This is a genomic window from Thalassospira sp. CH_XMU1458 (assembly GCF_037027205.1).
GTDB lineage: Bacteria > Pseudomonadota > Alphaproteobacteria > Rhodospirillales > Thalassospiraceae > Thalassospira > Thalassospira tepidiphila.
This window is the reverse complement of sequence record NZ_JAYMDW010000003.1, coordinates 334,932-353,287: the sequence shown is the minus strand read 5'-3', so window position 1 is coordinate 353,287 and position 18,356 is coordinate 334,932. Positions and strand designations below refer to the sequence as shown.

17 protein-coding genes are annotated in these 18,356 nt (G+C 55.4%); 9 read left to right on the top strand and 8 right to left on the bottom strand.

Going from position 1 to position 18,356, the window contains the following annotated elements; translation table 11 throughout:
• Positions 1–7: 7 nt before the first annotated feature.
• A complete protein-coding gene (gene hmgA / locus WBY09_RS15670; protein ID WP_336233216.1) occupies positions 8–1,378 on the bottom strand; it encodes a homogentisate 1,2-dioxygenase in 1,371 nt (456 codons plus the stop codon).
• Between the two features lie 80 nt (positions 1,379–1,458).
• Between hmgA and WBY09_RS15665 the strand changes: the two genes are divergently transcribed.
• Complete coding sequence (locus WBY09_RS15665) at positions 1,459–1,887, top strand: MarR family winged helix-turn-helix transcriptional regulator (protein WP_064781073.1); 429 nt, start codon at positions 1,459–1,461, stop codon at positions 1,885–1,887.
• A gap of 11 nt (positions 1,888–1,898) precedes the next feature.
• On the opposite strand, the gene WBY09_RS15660 is transcribed toward WBY09_RS15665, so the two are convergent.
• On the bottom strand, positions 1,899–2,741 hold the full coding sequence (locus tag WBY09_RS15660) for an IclR family transcriptional regulator (protein ID WP_336233214.1): 843 nt from the start codon (positions 2,739–2,741) through the stop codon (positions 1,899–1,901).
• Positions 2,742–2,944: 203 nt separating this feature from the next.
• Between WBY09_RS15660 and WBY09_RS15655 the strand changes: the two genes are divergently transcribed.
• The 3 genes from WBY09_RS15655 to WBY09_RS15645 are packed head-to-tail and all read left to right on the top strand — an operon-like array spanning position 2,945 to position 5,849.
• Complete coding sequence (locus WBY09_RS15655) at positions 2,945–4,003, top strand: TRAP transporter substrate-binding protein (RefSeq protein WP_336233212.1); 1,059 nt, start codon at positions 2,945–2,947, stop codon at positions 4,001–4,003.
• Positions 4,000–4,536 carry a TRAP transporter small permease gene (locus WBY09_RS15650; protein WP_008889984.1) on the top strand — a complete coding sequence of 179 codons (537 nt, stop codon included), beginning with the start codon at positions 4,000–4,002 and terminating at the stop codon, positions 4,534–4,536. The genes WBY09_RS15655 and WBY09_RS15650 overlap by 4 nt, the downstream gene beginning before the upstream one ends.
• Positions 4,536–5,849, top strand: a complete 1,314-nt coding sequence (locus tag WBY09_RS15645; RefSeq protein ID WP_286792609.1) for a TRAP transporter large permease — start codon at positions 4,536–4,538, stop codon at positions 5,847–5,849. The genes WBY09_RS15650 and WBY09_RS15645 overlap by 1 nt, the downstream gene beginning before the upstream one ends.
• Positions 5,850–5,929: 80 nt before the next feature.
• Here the strand turns inward: WBY09_RS15645 and hppD are convergent, their stop codons facing one another.
• Positions 5,930–7,042 (bottom strand): 4-hydroxyphenylpyruvate dioxygenase, encoded by a 1,113-nt coding sequence (hppD, locus tag WBY09_RS15640; RefSeq protein ID WP_286792610.1) that lies wholly within the window; start codon positions 7,040–7,042, stop codon positions 5,930–5,932.
• A 163-nt stretch (positions 7,043–7,205) separates the two neighbouring features.
• On the opposite strand from hppD, the gene WBY09_RS15635 reads away from it, so the two are divergent.
• The gene (locus tag WBY09_RS15635; RefSeq protein WP_286792611.1) at positions 7,206–7,676 is read left to right on the top strand and encodes an Lrp/AsnC family transcriptional regulator; all 471 of its coding nucleotides are present in this window, start codon (positions 7,206–7,208) and stop codon (positions 7,674–7,676) included.
• Positions 7,677–7,786: 110 nt separating this feature from the next.
• Here the strand turns inward: WBY09_RS15635 and WBY09_RS15630 are convergent, their stop codons facing one another.
• The 5 genes from WBY09_RS15630 to WBY09_RS15610 all read right to left on the bottom strand — a co-directional run bounded on the left by WBY09_RS15630 (position 7,787) and on the right by WBY09_RS15610 (position 12,978).
• Positions 7,787–8,539: an ABC transporter ATP-binding protein gene (locus WBY09_RS15630; RefSeq protein ID WP_008889979.1), complete on the bottom strand. Its 753-nt coding sequence runs from the start codon at positions 8,537–8,539 to the stop codon at positions 7,787–7,789.
• Complete coding sequence (locus WBY09_RS15625) at positions 8,536–9,297, bottom strand: ABC transporter ATP-binding protein (RefSeq protein ID WP_063089072.1); 762 nt, start codon at positions 9,295–9,297, stop codon at positions 8,536–8,538. The genes WBY09_RS15630 and WBY09_RS15625 overlap by 4 nt, the downstream gene beginning before the upstream one ends.
• Before the next feature lie 3 nt (positions 9,298–9,300).
• On the bottom strand, positions 9,301–10,479 hold the full coding sequence (locus WBY09_RS15620; protein WP_063089073.1) for a branched-chain amino acid ABC transporter permease: 1,179 nt from the start codon (positions 10,477–10,479) through the stop codon (positions 9,301–9,303).
• Positions 10,480–10,481: 2 nt separating this feature from the next.
• Complete coding sequence (locus WBY09_RS15615; RefSeq protein WP_008889976.1) at positions 10,482–11,498, bottom strand: branched-chain amino acid ABC transporter permease; 1,017 nt, start codon at positions 11,496–11,498, stop codon at positions 10,482–10,484.
• Positions 11,499–11,616: 118 nt separating this feature from the next.
• A complete protein-coding gene (locus WBY09_RS15610; protein ID WP_082923636.1) occupies positions 11,617–12,978 on the bottom strand; it encodes an ABC transporter substrate-binding protein in 1,362 nt (453 codons plus the stop codon).
• A gap of 202 nt (positions 12,979–13,180) precedes the next feature.
• Between WBY09_RS15610 and WBY09_RS15605 the strand changes: the two genes are divergently transcribed.
• The 4 genes from WBY09_RS15605 to WBY09_RS15590 all read left to right on the top strand — a co-directional run bounded on the left by WBY09_RS15605 (position 13,181) and on the right by WBY09_RS15590 (position 18,292).
• Positions 13,181–14,758, top strand: a complete 1,578-nt coding sequence (locus tag WBY09_RS15605; protein WP_336233206.1) for a helix-turn-helix domain-containing protein — start codon at positions 13,181–13,183, stop codon at positions 14,756–14,758.
• A 118-nt stretch (positions 14,759–14,876) separates the two neighbouring features.
• Positions 14,877–15,260 (top strand): response regulator transcription factor, encoded by a 384-nt coding sequence (locus WBY09_RS15600; RefSeq protein WP_040823096.1) that lies wholly within the window; start codon positions 14,877–14,879, stop codon positions 15,258–15,260.
• Between the two features lie 125 nt (positions 15,261–15,385).
• The gene (locus tag WBY09_RS15595; RefSeq protein WP_286792614.1) at positions 15,386–15,523 is read left to right on the top strand and encodes a hypothetical protein; all 138 of its coding nucleotides are present in this window, start codon (positions 15,386–15,388) and stop codon (positions 15,521–15,523) included.
• Between the two features lie 3 nt (positions 15,524–15,526).
• Positions 15,527–18,292 (top strand): sensor histidine kinase, encoded by a 2,766-nt coding sequence (locus tag WBY09_RS15590; protein WP_064790731.1) that lies wholly within the window; start codon positions 15,527–15,529, stop codon positions 18,290–18,292.
• The last annotated feature ends 64 nt before the right edge of the window (positions 18,293–18,356 follow it).

The following is an 18,356-nucleotide window of genomic DNA, read 5'->3' as shown; positions in this document are numbered from 1 at the left end:
CGGTGACTTATGGGCGACCTTCTGGCGTGCCATCGAACTTGCGTTCCAGCCCCGACCAGCAATCAAGATAATCGTCCTGAAGCGTTTCCAGTTCGGCGGCGAATTTCGTCAGTTGCTGCGGATAGCGGGTCTCGAACATAAAGGCCATGGTGCCATCAAGTTTCTGCGGCCCGAGTTCGGCGTTCGATGCCTTGTCAAACCCGTAGGCATCCGGGCCATGCGCCAGCATCATGTTATGCAAGCTCATGCCGCCGGGCACAAAGCCCTCTTCCTTGGCATCATACTGGCCGCAAATCAGGCCCATGAATTCCGACATGATGTTGCGGTGATACCAGGGCGGGCGGAAGGTGTTTTCAGCCACCATCCAGCGCGGCGGGAAGATCACGAAATCAACATTGGCCGTTCCGGCCTCATCGGTTGGGGCGGTCAGCACAGTAAAGATCGACGGATCGGGATGATCAAACAGGATCGCGCCCACCGGCGAGAAGGTCCGAAGATCATATTTGAACGGCGTGTAATTGCCGTGCCATGCGACGACATCCAGCGGCGAATGGCCGATTTCGGTGACATGGAACTGCCCACACCATTTGACCAACACCCGACACGGGGTTTCCTTGTCCTCGTAGGCCGCGACAGGTGTTTTGAAATCACGCGGATTGGCAAGGCAGTTGGCCCCGATCGGCCCGCGTTCGGGCAGGGTGAATTTGGCGCCATAGTTTTCACAGACATAACCGCGCGCGCCGCCATCAACCCCGGCTTCAAGGATGCTGACCTTAAACAGCATGCCACGCGGAATAAGTGCTATTTCAAGCGGGGCGACATCCATCATGCCAAGTTCGGTAAAGATGCGAAGCGTGCCACTTTCCGGCACGATCAGAAGTTCACCATCGGCATTGAAGAAATAGTCATCGACCATGTCGGTGTTGCAGACATAGACATGGCTCGCCATGCCGGTCTGGGTCATGGCATCGCCCGCGGTCGTGACCGTGCGCATGCCCGATATGAAATCAACCGCATCCTTTGGCATCGGCACCGGATCCCAGCGCAACTGACCCAGCGCAAGGCTGTGATCATTCAAGCAAGGTGCGGTTTTCCAAAGCGGTCGATCAAGGGCGGCAAAGCGCCCGTTATGTTTGACACTGGGGCGAATGCGATACAGCCAGGACCGTTCATTGGTGCCGCGCGGGGCGGTGAAAGGCGATCCTGAAAGCTGTTCGGCATAAAGCCCATAGGCGCATTTTTGCGGGCTGTTTTGCCCTTGGGGCAACGCACCCGGAAGACTTTCGGTTTCAAAATCATTGCCGAAACCGGGCATGTAACGCAGATCGTTGGCACCGCCTTTTTCGGCATTTTTGGTCGGCTCGTTGTGATCCGTCATTGCCTTTTTCCTCCCAATCTTTGATATAGTTACATTCGTAACTGTAATTTTTGTAACTATCAAACAGCCTTTTGAAGCCAATGAAATCCGAATTTGATCTTCACAGTTTCCTGCCGTTTCTGATGCATCACGCCAGCGAAAAGCTCAGCCTTGGCTTTCGCGATATCTATCGCGACCGATACCGGATGACGCGGTCCGAATGGCGGGTTCTGGCAACGCTCGGCCAGTATGGCGCCTTAACCGCGACCGAAATCGTGACCCATACCGGACTGCATAAAACCAAGGTTTCACGGGCTGTCTTTTCCATCGAGAAACGGCGTTGGTTGAAACGGTTTCAGGATGAAAATGATCGCCGTGTGCATCGCCTTGACCTGACTGCGCAGGGAAAATCAGCCTTCACGTCACTGTGTGAGGCGGGGATCGCCTATGACCGGAAAGTGCGCGACTTTCTGGGCGAAGATGAATTCAAACGTCTTTCGGACCTCCTGAAACGGTTTAACGACCTGTGATCTCAGCCCCCTTAAGCCTGATCAGATTCCGTGCGCGGCGTGCCACCCCAGCTTTGCGTGAAATCGGCAATGGCACGGGTAAACACATCGAACGCGGGTTGGCCGGGCTGGAAGTAATTGGCATTGGGGTTCATCAGCGTGACGCAACAGGCCACCGCCCCGTCAAGATTATAAACCGGCGCACTGATCGCCGATAAACCGGGCACGATATCGCCTTCGATTACAGCCGCCCCGCGTTGCTTGGTGTCGGCAATCAGCCGATCCACCGTGGCATCATCCCAATGCAGGATATCCTGTTCGGCCGAAATAACGTGTTCGATCGCGCTACGCGGCATGCTGGCCAAAAAGGCCTGCCCGGTTGCAGAGCGCAAAAGCGGCATGACGGTGCCAAGCCCCATGGTCGATATGATTGGCGGGCCGCCATGTTCGGTGCGGATCAAAACCGGGCCACGTTCACCCCAGATCGCCAGATGCCCTGAGGATCGCAACTCAATCGCCAGATTGCGCAACAACCGACCGGCGCGCATCACCACATCATTGCGTTCAATCGCCGAAACACCCATGCGCAACGCCATCGGGCCAAGACCATACAGCCCCGTCTGATCATCCTGCCAGGCAAGGCCTATGCGCACCAGACTGGCGAGATAGCGATGCACCTTGGCCGCCGGCATAGAAACCGCGTCCGCAAGGTCCTTTAACGGCACCGGGAATTTGAAATCGCACAAGGCGGCAATAATGACGCCACTGACCTCCACCGACTGAATGCCTTTGCGCTTGTCAGCGGCATCAACCACGTCGGCGATGTCATGTTCGGTTTCGCTATCCGGGATATTTTTGGGCGAGGCTTTGGTCAAAATTTACCTGCATAAATTTCATATTGCGTAATTGATTATATATATCATAATTCCAATTCAAAGAAAAAACAGCATTCCAGGCGCGATCCCAGACTGCCATCCCGGACATGTACAGGCCGATGGCAACTGAACAGCAATCGCTTGGCCCGAAGCTGGTCAGACGCAAGACCAAATGAACGACTTAAAAAAATAGGGAGACATCCGTGAAACATCCTAATCTTCGTAAAACGCTGCTTGGTCTTATGACCGGCGCAACCATTCTGGCCGGTGCCGGTATCGCGCATGCGGCCGACATCACCCTTAAAGTCAGTCACTATCTGCCGCCAAGCCACGGCTTCCAGAAAGACTTCCTTGAAAGCTGGGGACAGCAACTGTCGGAAAAAACCGGCGGCAAAGTCGAAGTCGAGATCTATGACGCCACGTCGGCCTTTGGCAAAATCGACCGTCAGGCCGATCAGGTGCGCGCGGGCGTTATGGATATGGCCGTGGGCCTGAATGGCATTCCGCGTGACCGTTATCCGGCTGCCTCGGTGATTGAACTGCCGTTTCTGGTGAAATATGCGGATTCCGGATCGGAAACCCTGTGGCAGCTTTACAAGGAAGGCCTTCTTGGCAGTGACTATGCCGACTTCAAGGTCCTTGGCCTGTTTACCCATCCGGGTGGCCTGATCCACACCCTTGATACACCGGTCAGATCGCTTGACGACCTTAAGGGCCTGCGTCTTCGCACACCAAGCCCGGCGATTTCGGCAATGCTGGAATCCTTTGGGGCATCCCCGGTCGGACTGCCGCCCTCAGCCATCTACGAAAACCTTGAAAAAGGCAATATCGAAGGTCTGGTTGCCACCTGGGATCTGGTCAATGCGGTCAAGGCCAATGAACTTTTGAAATATCACACCGATGCCGCGGCCTATACCGCTGGCTTCTATTTTGTCATGAATCAGAAAAAATATGACAACCTGCCCGACGACGTGCGGGCCGCAATTGACGAAATTTCCGGCGATGTCCTCGTCGGGAAATTCGGCGACTGGTGGGACAAATGGGAAGCCGTTGGCAGGGCTGATGCGGAAAAACACGGCAATGAAATCATCACGATTGATGACGCCACCCGTGCGGAATGGCAGGAAGCATCCCAGCCGATGATCAAGGAATACCTTGCCAGCCTGAAGGAAAAAGGCGTTTCAGATCCTGAGGCCGTCTATGCGCGTGCGCAGGAACTTATCGCGGAATTTGATGCCAAATATCACGCTGGCGACAAATGACCCAACCGACTGAAAACTTTGGTGGATCGCGGCTTTATGCCGCGGTTCACCGCACTGACCGCTTTATGAACAGACTGACCGACATTCTGGCTTTTGTCGGCATGGCCGCCCTGATCGGTGCGATTGCCATTGTGGTTGTCGATATCATCTGGCGCCGCATTGGCGGCCAATCGATGGTGGGCGCGGTTGACCTGACCCAGTTTTGTGTCATGGCGGCGGCATCCTGGGCGATCCCCTATGCGTTTAGCGCCCATGCCCATGTCACGGTCGATCTGGTGGGCAAGAACCATCTTCGCTTCCTGTTTCGTATTATCGACACCCTGATCCCGCTTCTGTGTGCCGGGTTGATGGCGTTCCTGTTTTATCTGTCATGGGGACGCGCGATGGAACAATGGAGCTATGGCGATGTGTCGCAGAACCTTGAGATCCCGATGATCCTGTTCTGGGGCTTCCTTCTCAGCGGCATGGCGATATCGACAGTGGTCTGTCTTGTCCATTTTCTGAAAATGCTTTTAACGAACGAGAATAACTGATGGCGACGGAATGGGCGGGATTGATCGGGTTTGTTGCAGCACTTGCACTTGCCCTGTTGCGCGTACCGGTTGCTGTTGCGATGGCGGTGGTTGGTATTATTGGCACGCTGCTTTTGACCGACTGGATGTCGGCAAGCTATGTGATGGCAAGCCTGCCGTTTGAGGCGATCTTCCCCTATGGCCTTTCGGTGGTGCCACTGTTCATTTTCATGGGCGTGTTCGCCTCACACTCAGGCCTTTCAAGTAACCTGTTTCGCGGAATCACGGCGTTTTCCGGCCATCGTCCGGGCGGACTTGCCGCATCAAGCATCGGGGCCAGTGCGGTGTTTGGTGCGATTTGCGGATCGTCGCTTGCGACCTGTGCGACCATGGGGCGGGTGGCACTTCCTGAAATGCGTCAACGCGGCTATGCCAAAAGCCTTGCCGGGGCATCGATTGCGGCGGGCGGTACACTGGGCGTTCTCATTCCGCCATCGATCCTGCTGGTGATTTACGCGCTGATGACCGAACAATCGATTGGCGCGCTGTTTGCCGGCGCGATGATCCCCGGTCTTTTGGCGACGGTTCTTTATATCGCCTCGATCCGTATTCAGGTGATGCGCGATCCGTCGCTTGCGCCGGTCAGCACTTATGTACCCTGGTCGCAACGCTGGGGGGCCTTGTTACAGATGTGGGATGCGGTCCTTTTGATCGCCTTGGTGATTGGCGGGATTTATGCCGGCCTGTTTTCCCCGACCGAGGCCGCGGCCGTTGGTGCCGGGGCAGCATTGCTGTTTGCCTTTATGCGCAAACGCCTGACCTGGAGCGTTTTGCGCACCGGCATTCGCGAAACGGCCGGCATGACCGGGATGATTTTCCTTATTCTGGTGGGGGCGGCACTTTTCAATTTCTTCATTGAAACCAGCGGACTGACCCAGACCCTTGTCGACTGGATCACCACACAGGGCTATTCGCCGCTTGTCGTTTTGATCGCACTTCTGGTGTTTTATGTCGTACTGGGGTGCTTCATGGATAGCCTGTCCATGATCCTTCTGACCGTGGTTCCGGCCTATGGCGTGATAACCGGGGTCGGCTATGACCCGATCTGGTTTGGTGTTGTTCTGGTATCGGTTGTTGAAATCGGCCTGATTACCCCGCCCATTGGCATGAACCTGTTTATCATTCAGGGCGTTTCACCGGACATGAAGATCACCACGCTTGCACGCGGTATCCTGCCATTTCTGGCGGCTGACTTTGTGCGGGTGATCCTGATGATTGCAATCCCGGGGCTGGTTTTGTGGTTGCCGCATTTGCTGGGATTTGGTGCCTATTGATTGGTCCCACAGTTAAAAACGAAGCCCCGGAACAGACAGAACCTGTTCCGGGGCTTTTGCGTTTCTGACTTCAATGGCGCTTATTCGGCGGCATCAACCTTCAGCACGCCGCGGCGGATCTGGTCTTCTTCGATACTTTCAAACAGGGCGCGGAAGTTGCCCTCGCCAAAGCCTTCGTCGCCTTTGCGCTGGATGAATTCAAAGAAGATCGGGCCGATCACGGTTTTCGAGAAGATCTGAAGCAAAATCTTGGTCGTGCCGCCGTCAACCACACCTTCGCCATCGATCAGGATGCCGTGGGTTTTCATGCGTTCAATCGGCTCGTCATGGCCGTGCACGCGTTCGTGGGATTTCTCGTAATAGGTTTCGGGCGGTCCTGGCATGAATTTCAGGTCATTGGCGGCAAGCTTGTCGGTGGCGTCATAGATGCCGTCGGTGCCGACCGCGATATGTTGAATGCCTTCGCCCTTGTATTTGCGCAGGTATTCTTCGATCTGGCTTTTGTCATCGGTCGATTCATTAAGCGGAATGCGGATCTTGCCACAGGGGGACGTGATCGCACGGCTGACCAGACCGGTGATTTTACCGGCAATGTCAAAGAAGTGGATTTGCTTGAAACCAAACAGGTCGCGATAGAAGTCCCACCATTTATCCATATTGCCGCGATAAACGTTATGGGTCAGGTGATCGAGGTAATAGAAACCGACCCCTTCGGGTTTCGGATCGCGTTCGCCCAGCCAGTCAAATTCCGCGTCATAGGCCGAACCGGTTTCACCATATTTATCGACGAAATACAGCAACGACCCGCCAATGCCGACGATGGCCGGGACATCAAGCGTCTTGTCATCCCCGGTGTAGGGCTCCGCCCCCTTTGATACTGCATGGTCAAAGGCATGCTTGGCATCCACCACGCGCCATGCCATCGAAGGTGCACAGGGGCCATGTTTCTCAACGAATTTCATGCCATGCGATGATGGCTCGGCATTGAGGATGTAGTTGATATCGCCCTGACGCCAGACGGTGATATTTTTGGTCTTGTGTTTGGCAACCGGGCTGTATCCCATGCGGGCAAACAGGGTTTCCAGTTTGTCGGCGTCTTCATGGGCGAATTCAACGAACTCGAACCCGTCGGTTCCGGCCGGGTTTTCATCGCTAATGGTTGCGCGCGGGGCATCATGCGGGAACGGACCCATCGGAAGTCTCCTTTGATTGGCACATTCGAATGATTGGAATTATTCGAATTCTTGTTATGTCCCAATCGTGCGCCAAACCGCGTGCAACGTGCGTGCATTTACGCTTGCTTTTCGGAATTCTTTGCATACATCATGCATTAAACAATCATTTAGCGCGTGAAACATGCAACTGGACCGACTGGACCTTAAACTGCTGGCGGAACTGCAAAAGGATGGCCGCCTGACAAACAATGATTTGTCAGGGCGCATCGGCCTTTCGGCGTCACAATGTTCACGCCGCCGTGCGCGCCTTGAAGACGACAAGGTCATTCGCGGATACCGTGCTGATATTGACCGGCAAAAGATGGGCATGGGCTTGCTGGTGGTGATTTCGGTAACACTTGCCACCCATAACCGCGACAATGCCAAACGGTTTGCCAGACTGTTGGCGGATTTGCCCGAAGTGTTGGAGGCGTTTTCGCTGACCGGGGAGATGGATTACCATCTTAAGGTCGCGACCAAGGACCTGGCCGCACTTTCGCATTTCGTCAATGAGGTGTTGTTGCCCCATGACTCGGTCCAGCATGTGAAGACATCGATTGTGCTGAATGTGCTGAAGGATTTCGAGGGGCTTGCCGTCGATCCGGATCTTTAGAGTACGTTGCGTTCAAGCCATAAAAAGGGAAAAGGCCGCGCCCCGAAGGCACGGCCTTACCTGTCCCGAAACTCCCCTTACAAAAAAGTTTCGGTGACGCCCCCCTGTCTTTAGATGGCAAGGTACTGATCGCGCAGCTCCTCGTTATCGAGAACAGCCTGCGCGGTGCCGTCAAAGACGATCTCGCCGCTATCCATGATAATCGCGCGGTCGGCCAGTTTCAGGGCTGCAATTGCATTCTGCTCGACAATAATCGTCGTAATGCCAAGCTTCTTGACGTTTTGCAGGGTCTTTTCAATTTCCTGAACAATGACCGGCGCCAGGCCTTCATAGGGTTCATCGAGCAGCAAAAGCTTGATGTCACGGGCAAGTGCACGCCCGATCGCCAGCATCTGTTGTTCGCCACCGGAAAGCGTGATGGCTTCCTGTTCCGCCCTTTCACCAAGACGCGGGAACAGTTCATAGATGCGCTGGATCGACCAGCCATGCGGCTCGGCAATCTGGGCCAGTTCAAGGTTCTGCTGAACCGTCATGCCCGGAATGATGCGCCGATCTTCGGGCACAAGTTGCAGACCCAGACGGGCGGCCTGCCATGCCTTCATTTCGTGCAACGGCTGGTGATCAAGCCAGATTTCACCATGCTTGAGTTCCGGGTCACCCATGCGCGCAAGCGTGCGGAGTGTCGATGTCTTGCCCGCCCCGTTACGCCCCAGAAGGGCCAGAATTTCGCCTTCACGGACATCAAAGGACAGCCCCTGAACGATATAGCTTTCGCCGTAATAGGCATGGATGTCATAGACCGAGAAAAACGCCGGATCTCCACCCTGTTTACGGACGGGTTCCTGTTTTGGCAAAGCGTTCATACCGTTTCCCCTCCGAGATAGGCTTCCTTGACCCGTGGGTCGTTACGTACTTCTTCCGGCGTGCCTTCACAAATGATGGCACCCTGGGCCAAGACGCTGATGCGATCGGCAAGACTGAAGACAACATGCATGTCGTGTTCAATGATCACCTTGGTCATGCCGCGTTCCTTGATCCGTTTGAGCAGATCAATCGTGCGGTTGGTGTCATGGCGCGACATGCCAGCAGTCGGCTCATCCAGCAGGAACAGTTTCGGCTGCTGGCCAAGGCACATTGCAAGTTCAAGACGACGTTTGTCACCACGCGACATCGAACCGGCAAGATGATCCTTATGCTGAAGCAAACCGACATCTTCAAGAAGGTGCTCAGCATGTTCGCGGACTTCTTTTTCCGCAAACAGGCTGCTGAGGAAGTTCATCTTGAAAATGCCTTCGCGCTTGGCAAAGGCCGGAACCATCACGTTTTGCAAAAGCGACAGTTCCGGGAAGATTTCCGGCGTCTGGAAGACACGCGCGACACCAAGCTGGTTGATCTCGTGCGGTTCCTTGCCGGTCAGAACCTGATCGCCAAGCAACACACGACCGCGGCTTGGTGCCAAGCGTCCGACAATCACGTTCAGCAATGTCGATTTGCCCGCACCGTTTGGCCCGATGATCGCGTGCACGGTGCCTTCCTTGACCCGAAGGTTGATATCGGAAAGCGCCTGCAGACCGCCAAAGTTCTTGTCGACGTCGGTGACGTCAAGAATGTATTCGGACATGGATCAGACCTCCCCCGCCGATGTTTGTTCTTTTTCTTTGGTTTCGTGGGCTTCGGACTTCGGCTCGGCCTTATCACGTTTGGTAACCAGGCGCGTCAGGCGCGTGATACCTTCCATGATGCCACCGGGCAGGAAGATCACGATCAGCATGAAGACCAGACCAAGGGTCAGGTGCCAACCTTCGCCGACAAACAGACCAACCACCGATGCCACCGGATGGGCCAGCCAATCGGGCAGGAAGGAAAACGCATTGAGCAACACGGTATCGTTAAAGGCCGAGAAGATGTTCTCGAAATACTTGATGATACCAGCGCCCAGAAGCGGACCAATCAGCGTACCGACACCACCAAGGATCGTGATCAGAACGACCTCGCCCGATGCGGTCCATTGCATGCGCTCGGCCCCGGCCAGCGGATCGGTTACCGCCAGAAGCGAGCCGGCAAGACCGGCATACATGCCCGAAATGACAAACGCGGTCATCAGATATGGACGGGTGCTGAACCCGGTATAACCCATGCGGTTCTGGTTCGACTTGATCGCACGCAGCTTAAGCCCGAATGGGGATCGGAAGATGCGCAGATAAATGAAGAACGAAATCAGCATCAGGGCGGCACAGATATAGAAGCCGGAATAACCGATCCCCTCGATCCCGAACAGGTTCGGGGTCGGAAGCGATCCGTCATCGACGATGCCCGACATCCGATCCAGAACGCGCGGGTCGGCCTGTTCAAGCTGCAGACCGGTTTCACCATTGGTGATCGGGGTCAGAACCGAATAGGCGAGGTTATAGGACATCTGCGCAAAGGCCAGTGTCAGGATCGAGAAGTAAATCCCCGAACGACGCAACGACACAAAGCCGATCGCGAGCGCAAACAGCCCTGAGAGAACCGTGCCAAAGATCATGGCCGGAATAACGTTCATCGACAGCAGTTTGAACGACCAGACGGCGGTATAGGACCCAACACCGAGGAAGGCTGCGTGACCAAAGGACAGATAGCCGGTCAGGCCAAACAGGATGTTATAGCCGATGGCAAAAATGCCAAAGATCATGAACTTCTGCATCAGGTCAGGATAGGCCGCCCCGAAGGGTTGCAACCAGATCGGCATGGTCAGGACCACGACCGACAGGATGGCCATAAAGATCATATCTTTCTTGGGCGAGACGATTTTTGTATTTGACATTATTAGCTCTCCATCACGCCCCGGCGTCCCAGCAGACCACGCGGACGGGTCAGCAGAATGACGACGGCAACAAGGTAGATGATGATCTGGTCAATGCCCGGGAAGATGTCTTTTACCTCGGTCATGGACGAGAAGGACTGCAGGATTCCCAGCAGGAAGCCAGCGGCCACCGCACCGGGCAAGGAGCCCATGCCACCCACAACAACCACGACAAATGACAGCACCAGGAAGTCCATGCCCAGATGGTAATCCGGGGGCAGAACCGGCGTGTACATCACGCCTGCCAGACCCGCGACCACGGCCGCGATGCCAAACACAATCGTAAAGCGACGTTCAATATTGATGCCCAGAAGTTCGACCGTTTCGCGGTCGGCCATCCCGGCGCGCACCACCATCCCGTAGGTGGTGAAATGCAGGAACGAGAACACAAGACCAATGGTGATCAGCGAGAACGCCAGATAGATCAGACGCCACCACGGATAAACCACCGCTTCGCCCAGACCAAAGATCGCACCAACGGCAGCAGAGCCGGAAACGATATCCGGTGCGCCCTGCGGGATCGGGTTTGCGCCAAAGGCGGCCTTGACCAGTTCCTGAAGCACGATGGCCAGACCAAAGGTCACAAGAATCTGTTCGGCGTGAGGACGCTTGTAGAAATGCCGGATGAGGGAGCGTTCCATGACAATGCCGATGAGCAACATCACCGGTATTGCCAGAATGATTGATAACGGTACCGACCAGTCAATGATCGCCGTGCCGGTATCGCCAAACCACAGTTCGAGGTAGGGCGTTTCCTTGTAGGCATCAAAGAAGGTAACCGACTCATCCTTGACCTTGACCGAGAGGGTCAAAAGTTTTTCGAGAGTTACCGCGCAAAATGCGCCCATCATGAAGATGGCACCATGCGCGAAGTTCACCACGCCAAGCGTGCCGAACACCAGGGTCAGGCCAAGCGCAATCAGTGCATAGGCACCGCCCTTGTCCAGACCATTCAGGATTTGAAGAAATATAGCGTCCATCAGATATCCGCCGCGTATTCGTAAGGGACTTAGTCAAAAGTCGTACAGGCCGAGGCCAGAGGGCAAACGGGCCGACCATTGGGAGATGGCCGGCCCTGCTTGCATCAATTTGGGTGCATCAGACTTGATACGGACCCAGTTCACCGCCGAACATGTCGGCCGGATACTCGACCTGTGACCGCGGCACTTCCTTGACGACTTCAAGAAGGTCGAAGTTGGACTGCGGGTTTTCTTTACCACGCACGACCAGAACATCCTTGAAGCACTGATGGTCTTCTGCACGGTACAGGGTCGGGCCATTGCCCGCGCCATCGAACTCGAAACCTTCGAGCTGCTTGATGACTTCCCAAGGTGCGAACGTACCGGCCATTTCACAGGCGTTTGCATAAAGCAGCGTCTGGACGTAGCAGGTATGTGCAGCCTGGGACGGCGGGAAGCCGTATTCCTGACCGAACGATTTCACGAAGGCCTGCGAACCGGCATCCTGAAGCGACCAGTGCCAGTTGGTGGTCCCAAGGATACCTTTTGCAGCTTCGCCAGCACCCTGTGCCATCAGGCGGGAATAAAGCGGAACAACGATTTCGAAGTTCTTGCCATTCACCTGCTTGTCACGCAGACCGAACTGAACGGCCTGGGTCAGGGAGTTGACCATGTCCTTACCATAGTGGTTCAGGATCAGGACATCTGCGCCAGAGTTCAGAACCGGGGTGATGTACTGGGAGAAGTCACCCGCACCCACCGGGGTACGAACCGTGTTGACGGTTTCCCAACCGATGTTTTCGGTCGCGGCCTTGATCGATTCTTCCTGGGTCCAGCCCCAAGTGTAATCGGCCGTCAGGTGATAGGCGCGACGTTCTGCGCCATACTCGTCGAGCAGAACCGGCGCGATCGCCTGACCGGACATGTAAGCGTTAAAGAAGTGGCGGAAGCCATAACGCTTTTTGTCTTTACCAGTGGTGTCGTTCGAGTGGGTCAGACCCGCCATGAAGATGACGCCCATTTCCTGGCAAAGACCCTGCACGGCAATTGCCACACCAGAGGACGAACCACCGGTGACCATCGCCACATTGTCTTTTTCAATCATACGCTTGGCAGAAGCACGCGCAGCATCGGACTTGGTCTGGGTATCACCGGTCACGAACTCGACTTTCTTGCCGAGGATGCCGTTACCCTTGAGCTCAAGCGGCTTGATGGTATTGAGCATACCGCCGTCGCCTTCGCCGTTGATGTGCTTGACCGCAAGCTGATAGGCACGCAATTCGTCAGCACCCTCATCGGCATACGGACCGGTCTGCGGCACGTTGAAACCGAGTTTGACGCTGGCAGCACTGCCCGGATCACCCCGGAAGGTCTGGGCATGCGCGTTCTTGATGAAATGCATCGGGAAAGTGCCGCCGATGAGGGCTGCACCCGTGGTTGCCGCGGATCCCTTCAGGATCGTACGACGAGATACATTTCCGATAAGCTTAGTCTCCGACATGGTTTTCCTCCCCAATGTCTTGGGATCTGTTTCAGAGAAATCTGAGGCCTGTTTTTTGGTTCGTTTTTTTATCGACCTGACAAAACAATGAGGATCATCTGAAAATGAATCAACACCTAGTTGATATAAAAGAACTTTTTTGTAAATATATAGATGATCTTTGTGAAAATTAGTAAATTCTGTCAACAGGTAAGACTTTAGTATGGCGCGTCAGGCCCCCATCGGACACCGCATTCGCGGACGGCGAAAAGACATCGGGATGACCCAGAATGCCCTGGCGAAGGCTGCGGGTATCTCGGCGTCCTACCTTAATCTGATTGAACATAACCGCCGCTCGATTGGTGGCGGATTGTTGATGCGGATTGCCGAGGCACTGGAAATTCATCCTCATAGCCTGTCAGGCTCCGAGGAAAGCCGGTTGCTTTCGGATCTGGCCGAAGTTGCATCCGATCCGGTCTTTCGCACCACCCCGGTCGAAAGCCGCGAATTCCCCGCCATGATTGCGGCCTCACCGGGCATGATCACAGCGTTCTTGTCGCTGTATCGCGCCTATCGCAGTGGTCTTGATGATATTGACGCGCTGTCCGAACGGCTCAGCCATGATCCGTTCCTGACCGAGGCCAGCCATTCGATCCTGACGCGGATTACCTCGATCCGCACAGTGGCCGAGATTTTCGATGACTATGATGATCTGTCACGCGACCAGCGGGCACGCTTTAACGCGACACTGGTGCGCGAATCCCAGCGCCTTGCCGAATCCGCGACCGAGATTTTCAACTTTCTCGAACGTGGCGAAGCCGGCCGCCCGGCCGCCAGCCCGGCCGAGGAAGTTGATGATCTGCTATATGACAATGCCAACCACTTTCCCGCCCTTGAAGACCACGCCAACGAAATGCGCCCGGCGATTGATCCTGATGGCGGGCTCTATCTGACTGATCTGATCAATTATCTGGAAGACACCCACAACACCCGGATCGAACGCCGTCCATCCGAGGACTTCCTGACAAGCGGCTATCAGTGGGATGCCAAGAGTAATACTTTGCGCATTTCCCGCGCCCTTCCGATCACCTCGGCGCGTTTTCAGGCGGCACGCACCATTTGCCGCCTTGAAGCCGCAGACCCGATCAATGAAATATTGGATCGCGCCCAGATTAGTAGCAAAGCCGGACGGGTTCGCGCATCCGAGGCATTGATTTCATACACCGCCGCCGCACTGCTGTTTCCCTATGACCTGTTTTTGGATGACGCACGCAGGATGCGCCATGACATCGAACTTTTGCAGCAACGTTACGCGGCAAGTTGGGAACAGATTTGCCACCGCTTGACGACGCTTCGCCGCCCAGGGGCCGAAGGCATTCCATTCCACTTGGTGCGGACCGACATCGCCGGGAACATTTCCAAACGGTTCTCGGCATCCGGCCTGCAATTGCCGCGTTATGGCGGCGCCTGCCCGCGCTGGGTGGTGCATGAAGCCTATACCGCGCCCGAACGCGTCATTCCGCAATTTGTCCGCCTGCCCGATGGCAGTGAATTTCTGTTTGTCGCGCGTGCGTTGCGGTCCGGGGCCGGGGGATATGGCGTTCCGCGCTCAGTTCATTCGGTGATGATCGGTTGCGACACGGCCTTTTCAAATGATGTGGTTTATGGCGACCGATTATCGCTTGATCGTCCTGAATCTGCGGTGCCGGTCGGGATTTCATGCCGCCAGTGCCCGCGCGATGATTGCGCACAGCGGGCCTATGAAATGGCCGATGGCACGCCGAAAACCGCCAAAAAATGATCCGATGAGGGCTTTCAAGCAACGTCTTATGTATACCACCCCAAAGTAGCATTATCATTCAGCCCATAAGTCGTTAGGATTGGGAATATAAAAATCCAAAAAATCGGGGAGAACGTCCTTGAATGAGAGACCAAAGGTCTTGATTGCCGAAGACGAGGAAACCATTGTCGAATCACTCAGCTTTCTGATGGAAAAGGAAGGCTATGACGTCAGCGTTGCAACGGATGGCCGTACGGCGATTTCGATGATTGCGCGCGATATTCCGGACATGGTTTTACTTGATGTCATGATGCCCGTTTGCGACGGGTTTGAAGTCGTGCGCGCAGCGCGTAACGACCCCAACACCCGACAAATGCCCATCATGATGCTGACTGCCAAAACCCGCGAAGTGGACCGCCGCAAGGGGCTTGAGCTTGGCGTGGATGACTTTGTCACCAAGCCGTTTTCCACACGCGATGTTGTGTCCCGGGTCAAAGCCCTGCTGGAACGTGCGGAAAACTGACGCGCGCGTTTGCGTTCCCCATCAATGCGCAGGAGGCCCCCATCACACCACCACGCAAACTTACCGAACGCGCCCTTGTTCTGATGCTGGTGGCGTTGTTCATCTGGCTGCCTCCGATTGTGGGGATGTTTTCGCTTGATGGCACGATCCTTGGCCTGCCGATCCTGTTTGTCTATTTCTTTGCCGGATGGGCCATCCTTATTGCGCTGTGCGCCGTTCTGACCCGCGCGCTGCGCAGTGCCGCCCAGATCGAGAGGAAATAGCCCATGCTATCCTCGGAACTGGTCATCCTTGTGTCGCTGATTTATGTCGGCCTGCTTTATGCGATTGCATGGTGGGGCGACAAACGTGCGCGTGATGGCCATTCCTGGGTCCGCAACCCGACGGTCTATACCTTATCCATCGCGGTGTATTGCACGTCATGGACGTTTTATGGCGCGGTCGGAACAGCCGCGCGCAACGGACTTGAGTATCTGACGATTTACCTTGGTCCAACCGTGATCTTTCTCGGATGGTGGTTTTTGCTGCGCAAGATGCTGCGCATTTCCAAGGCCCATCGCATTACCTCGATTGCCGACTTTATCTCGTCACGCTATGGCAAAAGCACCCAGCTTTCGGTCCTTGTAACCCTGATCGCGGTGATCGGCACCACGCCCTATATCGCGCTTCAACTCAAGGCGATTGCCACCAGTTACACCGTGCTGACCGGCTGGGAATTTGGCATGGTCGAACCGGTCCGCGAAACGGTCAGCATCTTTTCCGATAGCGGCTTTTGGGCCGCCGTTGGCCTGACGCTGTTTGGCATTCTGTTTGGCACGCGCTTCATTGATGCAGACGAACATCACGAAGGCATGGTTGCCGCCATCGCCTTTGAAAGCCTGGTCAAGCTGTTTGCCCTTTTGGCCGTCGGCTTCTTTGTCTCATTCGTGATGTATGACGGGCTTGGCGACCTGTTTGCTCAATCTGCTGAAAACGCCGATACGGCAAAGCTTCTGATGCTGCCCGAAGGGGGCAGTTCGCGCTGGCTGACGCTTATGATGCTTTCGATGGCGGCCATCCTGTGCCTGCCGCGCCAGTTTCAGGTGATCATTGTTGAAAATGTTGATGAACGTCACCTTGCCACCGCAAGCTGGGCCTTCCCGCTTTATCTGCTGGCGATGAACTTGTTTGTTCTGCCGATTGCACTGGCGGGGCTGGGTGCCCTTCCGGTGTGGTCGGATCCGGATTTCTTTGTGATTTCCGTGCCGCTGTTTGAAGACCAATCGATGCTGGCGTTACTGGCCTATGTCGGCGGCCTATCGGCCAGTACCAGCATGGTGATTGTTGCGACCATCGCGCTTTCGACCATGGTTTGTAACGACCTGATTGTGCCAGCGCTTTTGCGCATTCGCCCCCTGCGTCTGACCGAACGTGATGATCTGACCGGGCTTTTGATCTTTATCCGGCGCGCGTCCATCGTCGTCGTGGTGTTTATGGGCTTTGCCTATTACCGGTCCGCCGGGGCCAGTGATGCGCTGGCCGAAATCGGGCTGATTTCCTTTGCCGCCATTGCCCAGTTCATTCCGATCATGATTGGCGGGCTTTACTGGAAGGGTGGCACGCGCACCGGCGCGCAGGTGGCCCTTACCATCGGCTTTGCGGTTTGGGGCTATACCCTGTTGCTGCCATCGCTTGCCGATAGTGGCTGGATGGATCCGTCGCTTATTCTCAATGGCGCGTTTGGTCATCCGTGGTTGCGCCCCGAAAGCCTGTTTGGTTTGACGGATTTTGCGCCCCTGACCCATGCGCTGATCTGGTCGATTTCACTCAATACCGCGGCCTATGTGTTGATCAGTCTGTTTACCGAACCAAGTGCACTTGAACGCATTCAGGCAACCCTGTTTGTCGATGCCTTTTCACGCAAGGGGCAGGATACCGTGATCTGGCGGTCATCGGCCTCGGCCAATGATTTGTATGAACTGGTAGAACGGTTTTTGGGTCGGGATCGTGCCTATCAGTCGTTCCGCCAGTTTGACCAAAGCATTGATCCATCCTGGCGGGGCAAGGGCGAAGCCGATGCCGACATGATTGCCTTTACCGAACGGCTTCTGGCGGGCTCCATCGGGGCGGCATCGGCCCGTGTGATGGTGTCATCAGTCGCCAAGGGCGAGATGGTCAGCCTTGATGAAGTGCTTGAGATTTTGGAAGAAACCTCGCACGTCATTGAATATTCCCAGCGCCTTGAAACCAAGTCGCGCGAACTTGAAAAAGCCGCGGCCGAGCTGCGTGCCGCCAACGAACGGCTCAAGGAACTGGACCGGCTCAAGGATGAATTCCTGACCATGGTCAGCCACGAATTCAGAACGCCGCTGACCTCGATCCGGTCGTTTTCGGAAATTCTGGTCGACTCCCCGAACCTGGACCCGAAACAAGCCGATCACTTCCTTGAAATCATTGTCCGCGAAAGCGAACGCCTGACTCGCCTGATTGACGACCATCTTGACCTTGCCCGCCTTGAAGCAGGTCATTCCGATTGGCGTGCTGTCGAAGTTGATCCGCGCACGGTGCTTGATGAAAGTATTGATGCGGTCAAAGGGCTGTTTGACGCCAAGGGCGTTGTTCTGACCAAGGAATATTCGCGGAATTCGGCTTTGTTGCATGTTGACCGCGATCGCCTGACGCAGGTCTTCATCAACCTGCTGTCGAACGCAGCCAAATTCTCTGCCCCCGATCACCCCGAAGTATCGGTGCGCGGGGAAGCCATGGATGGCGGCTATCTGGTGTCGATCACTGATAACGGCAAGGGCGTTGCCCCGAACGAACTTGAAATCATCTTTGACAAGTTTTCGCGCGGCGGCAAATACGCCGATGACAAACCCAAACCATCCGGTTCGGGCCTAGGCCTTGCGATTGCCAAGCATGTTGTCGAACATTGTCAGGGCAAGATATGGGCCGAAAGTCCTGCGGGACGCGGGGCAACCTTCCGCGTTTTCATTCCCGGCACCATCATGGAAGCCATCAAACCCGCCAAACCGGCATCCTTTGGCAGCTAACACCCCCGAACAAATCAGGGCGCGCAAATTTGGCTTTGCGCGCCCTTTGATACTGCGATGAGTG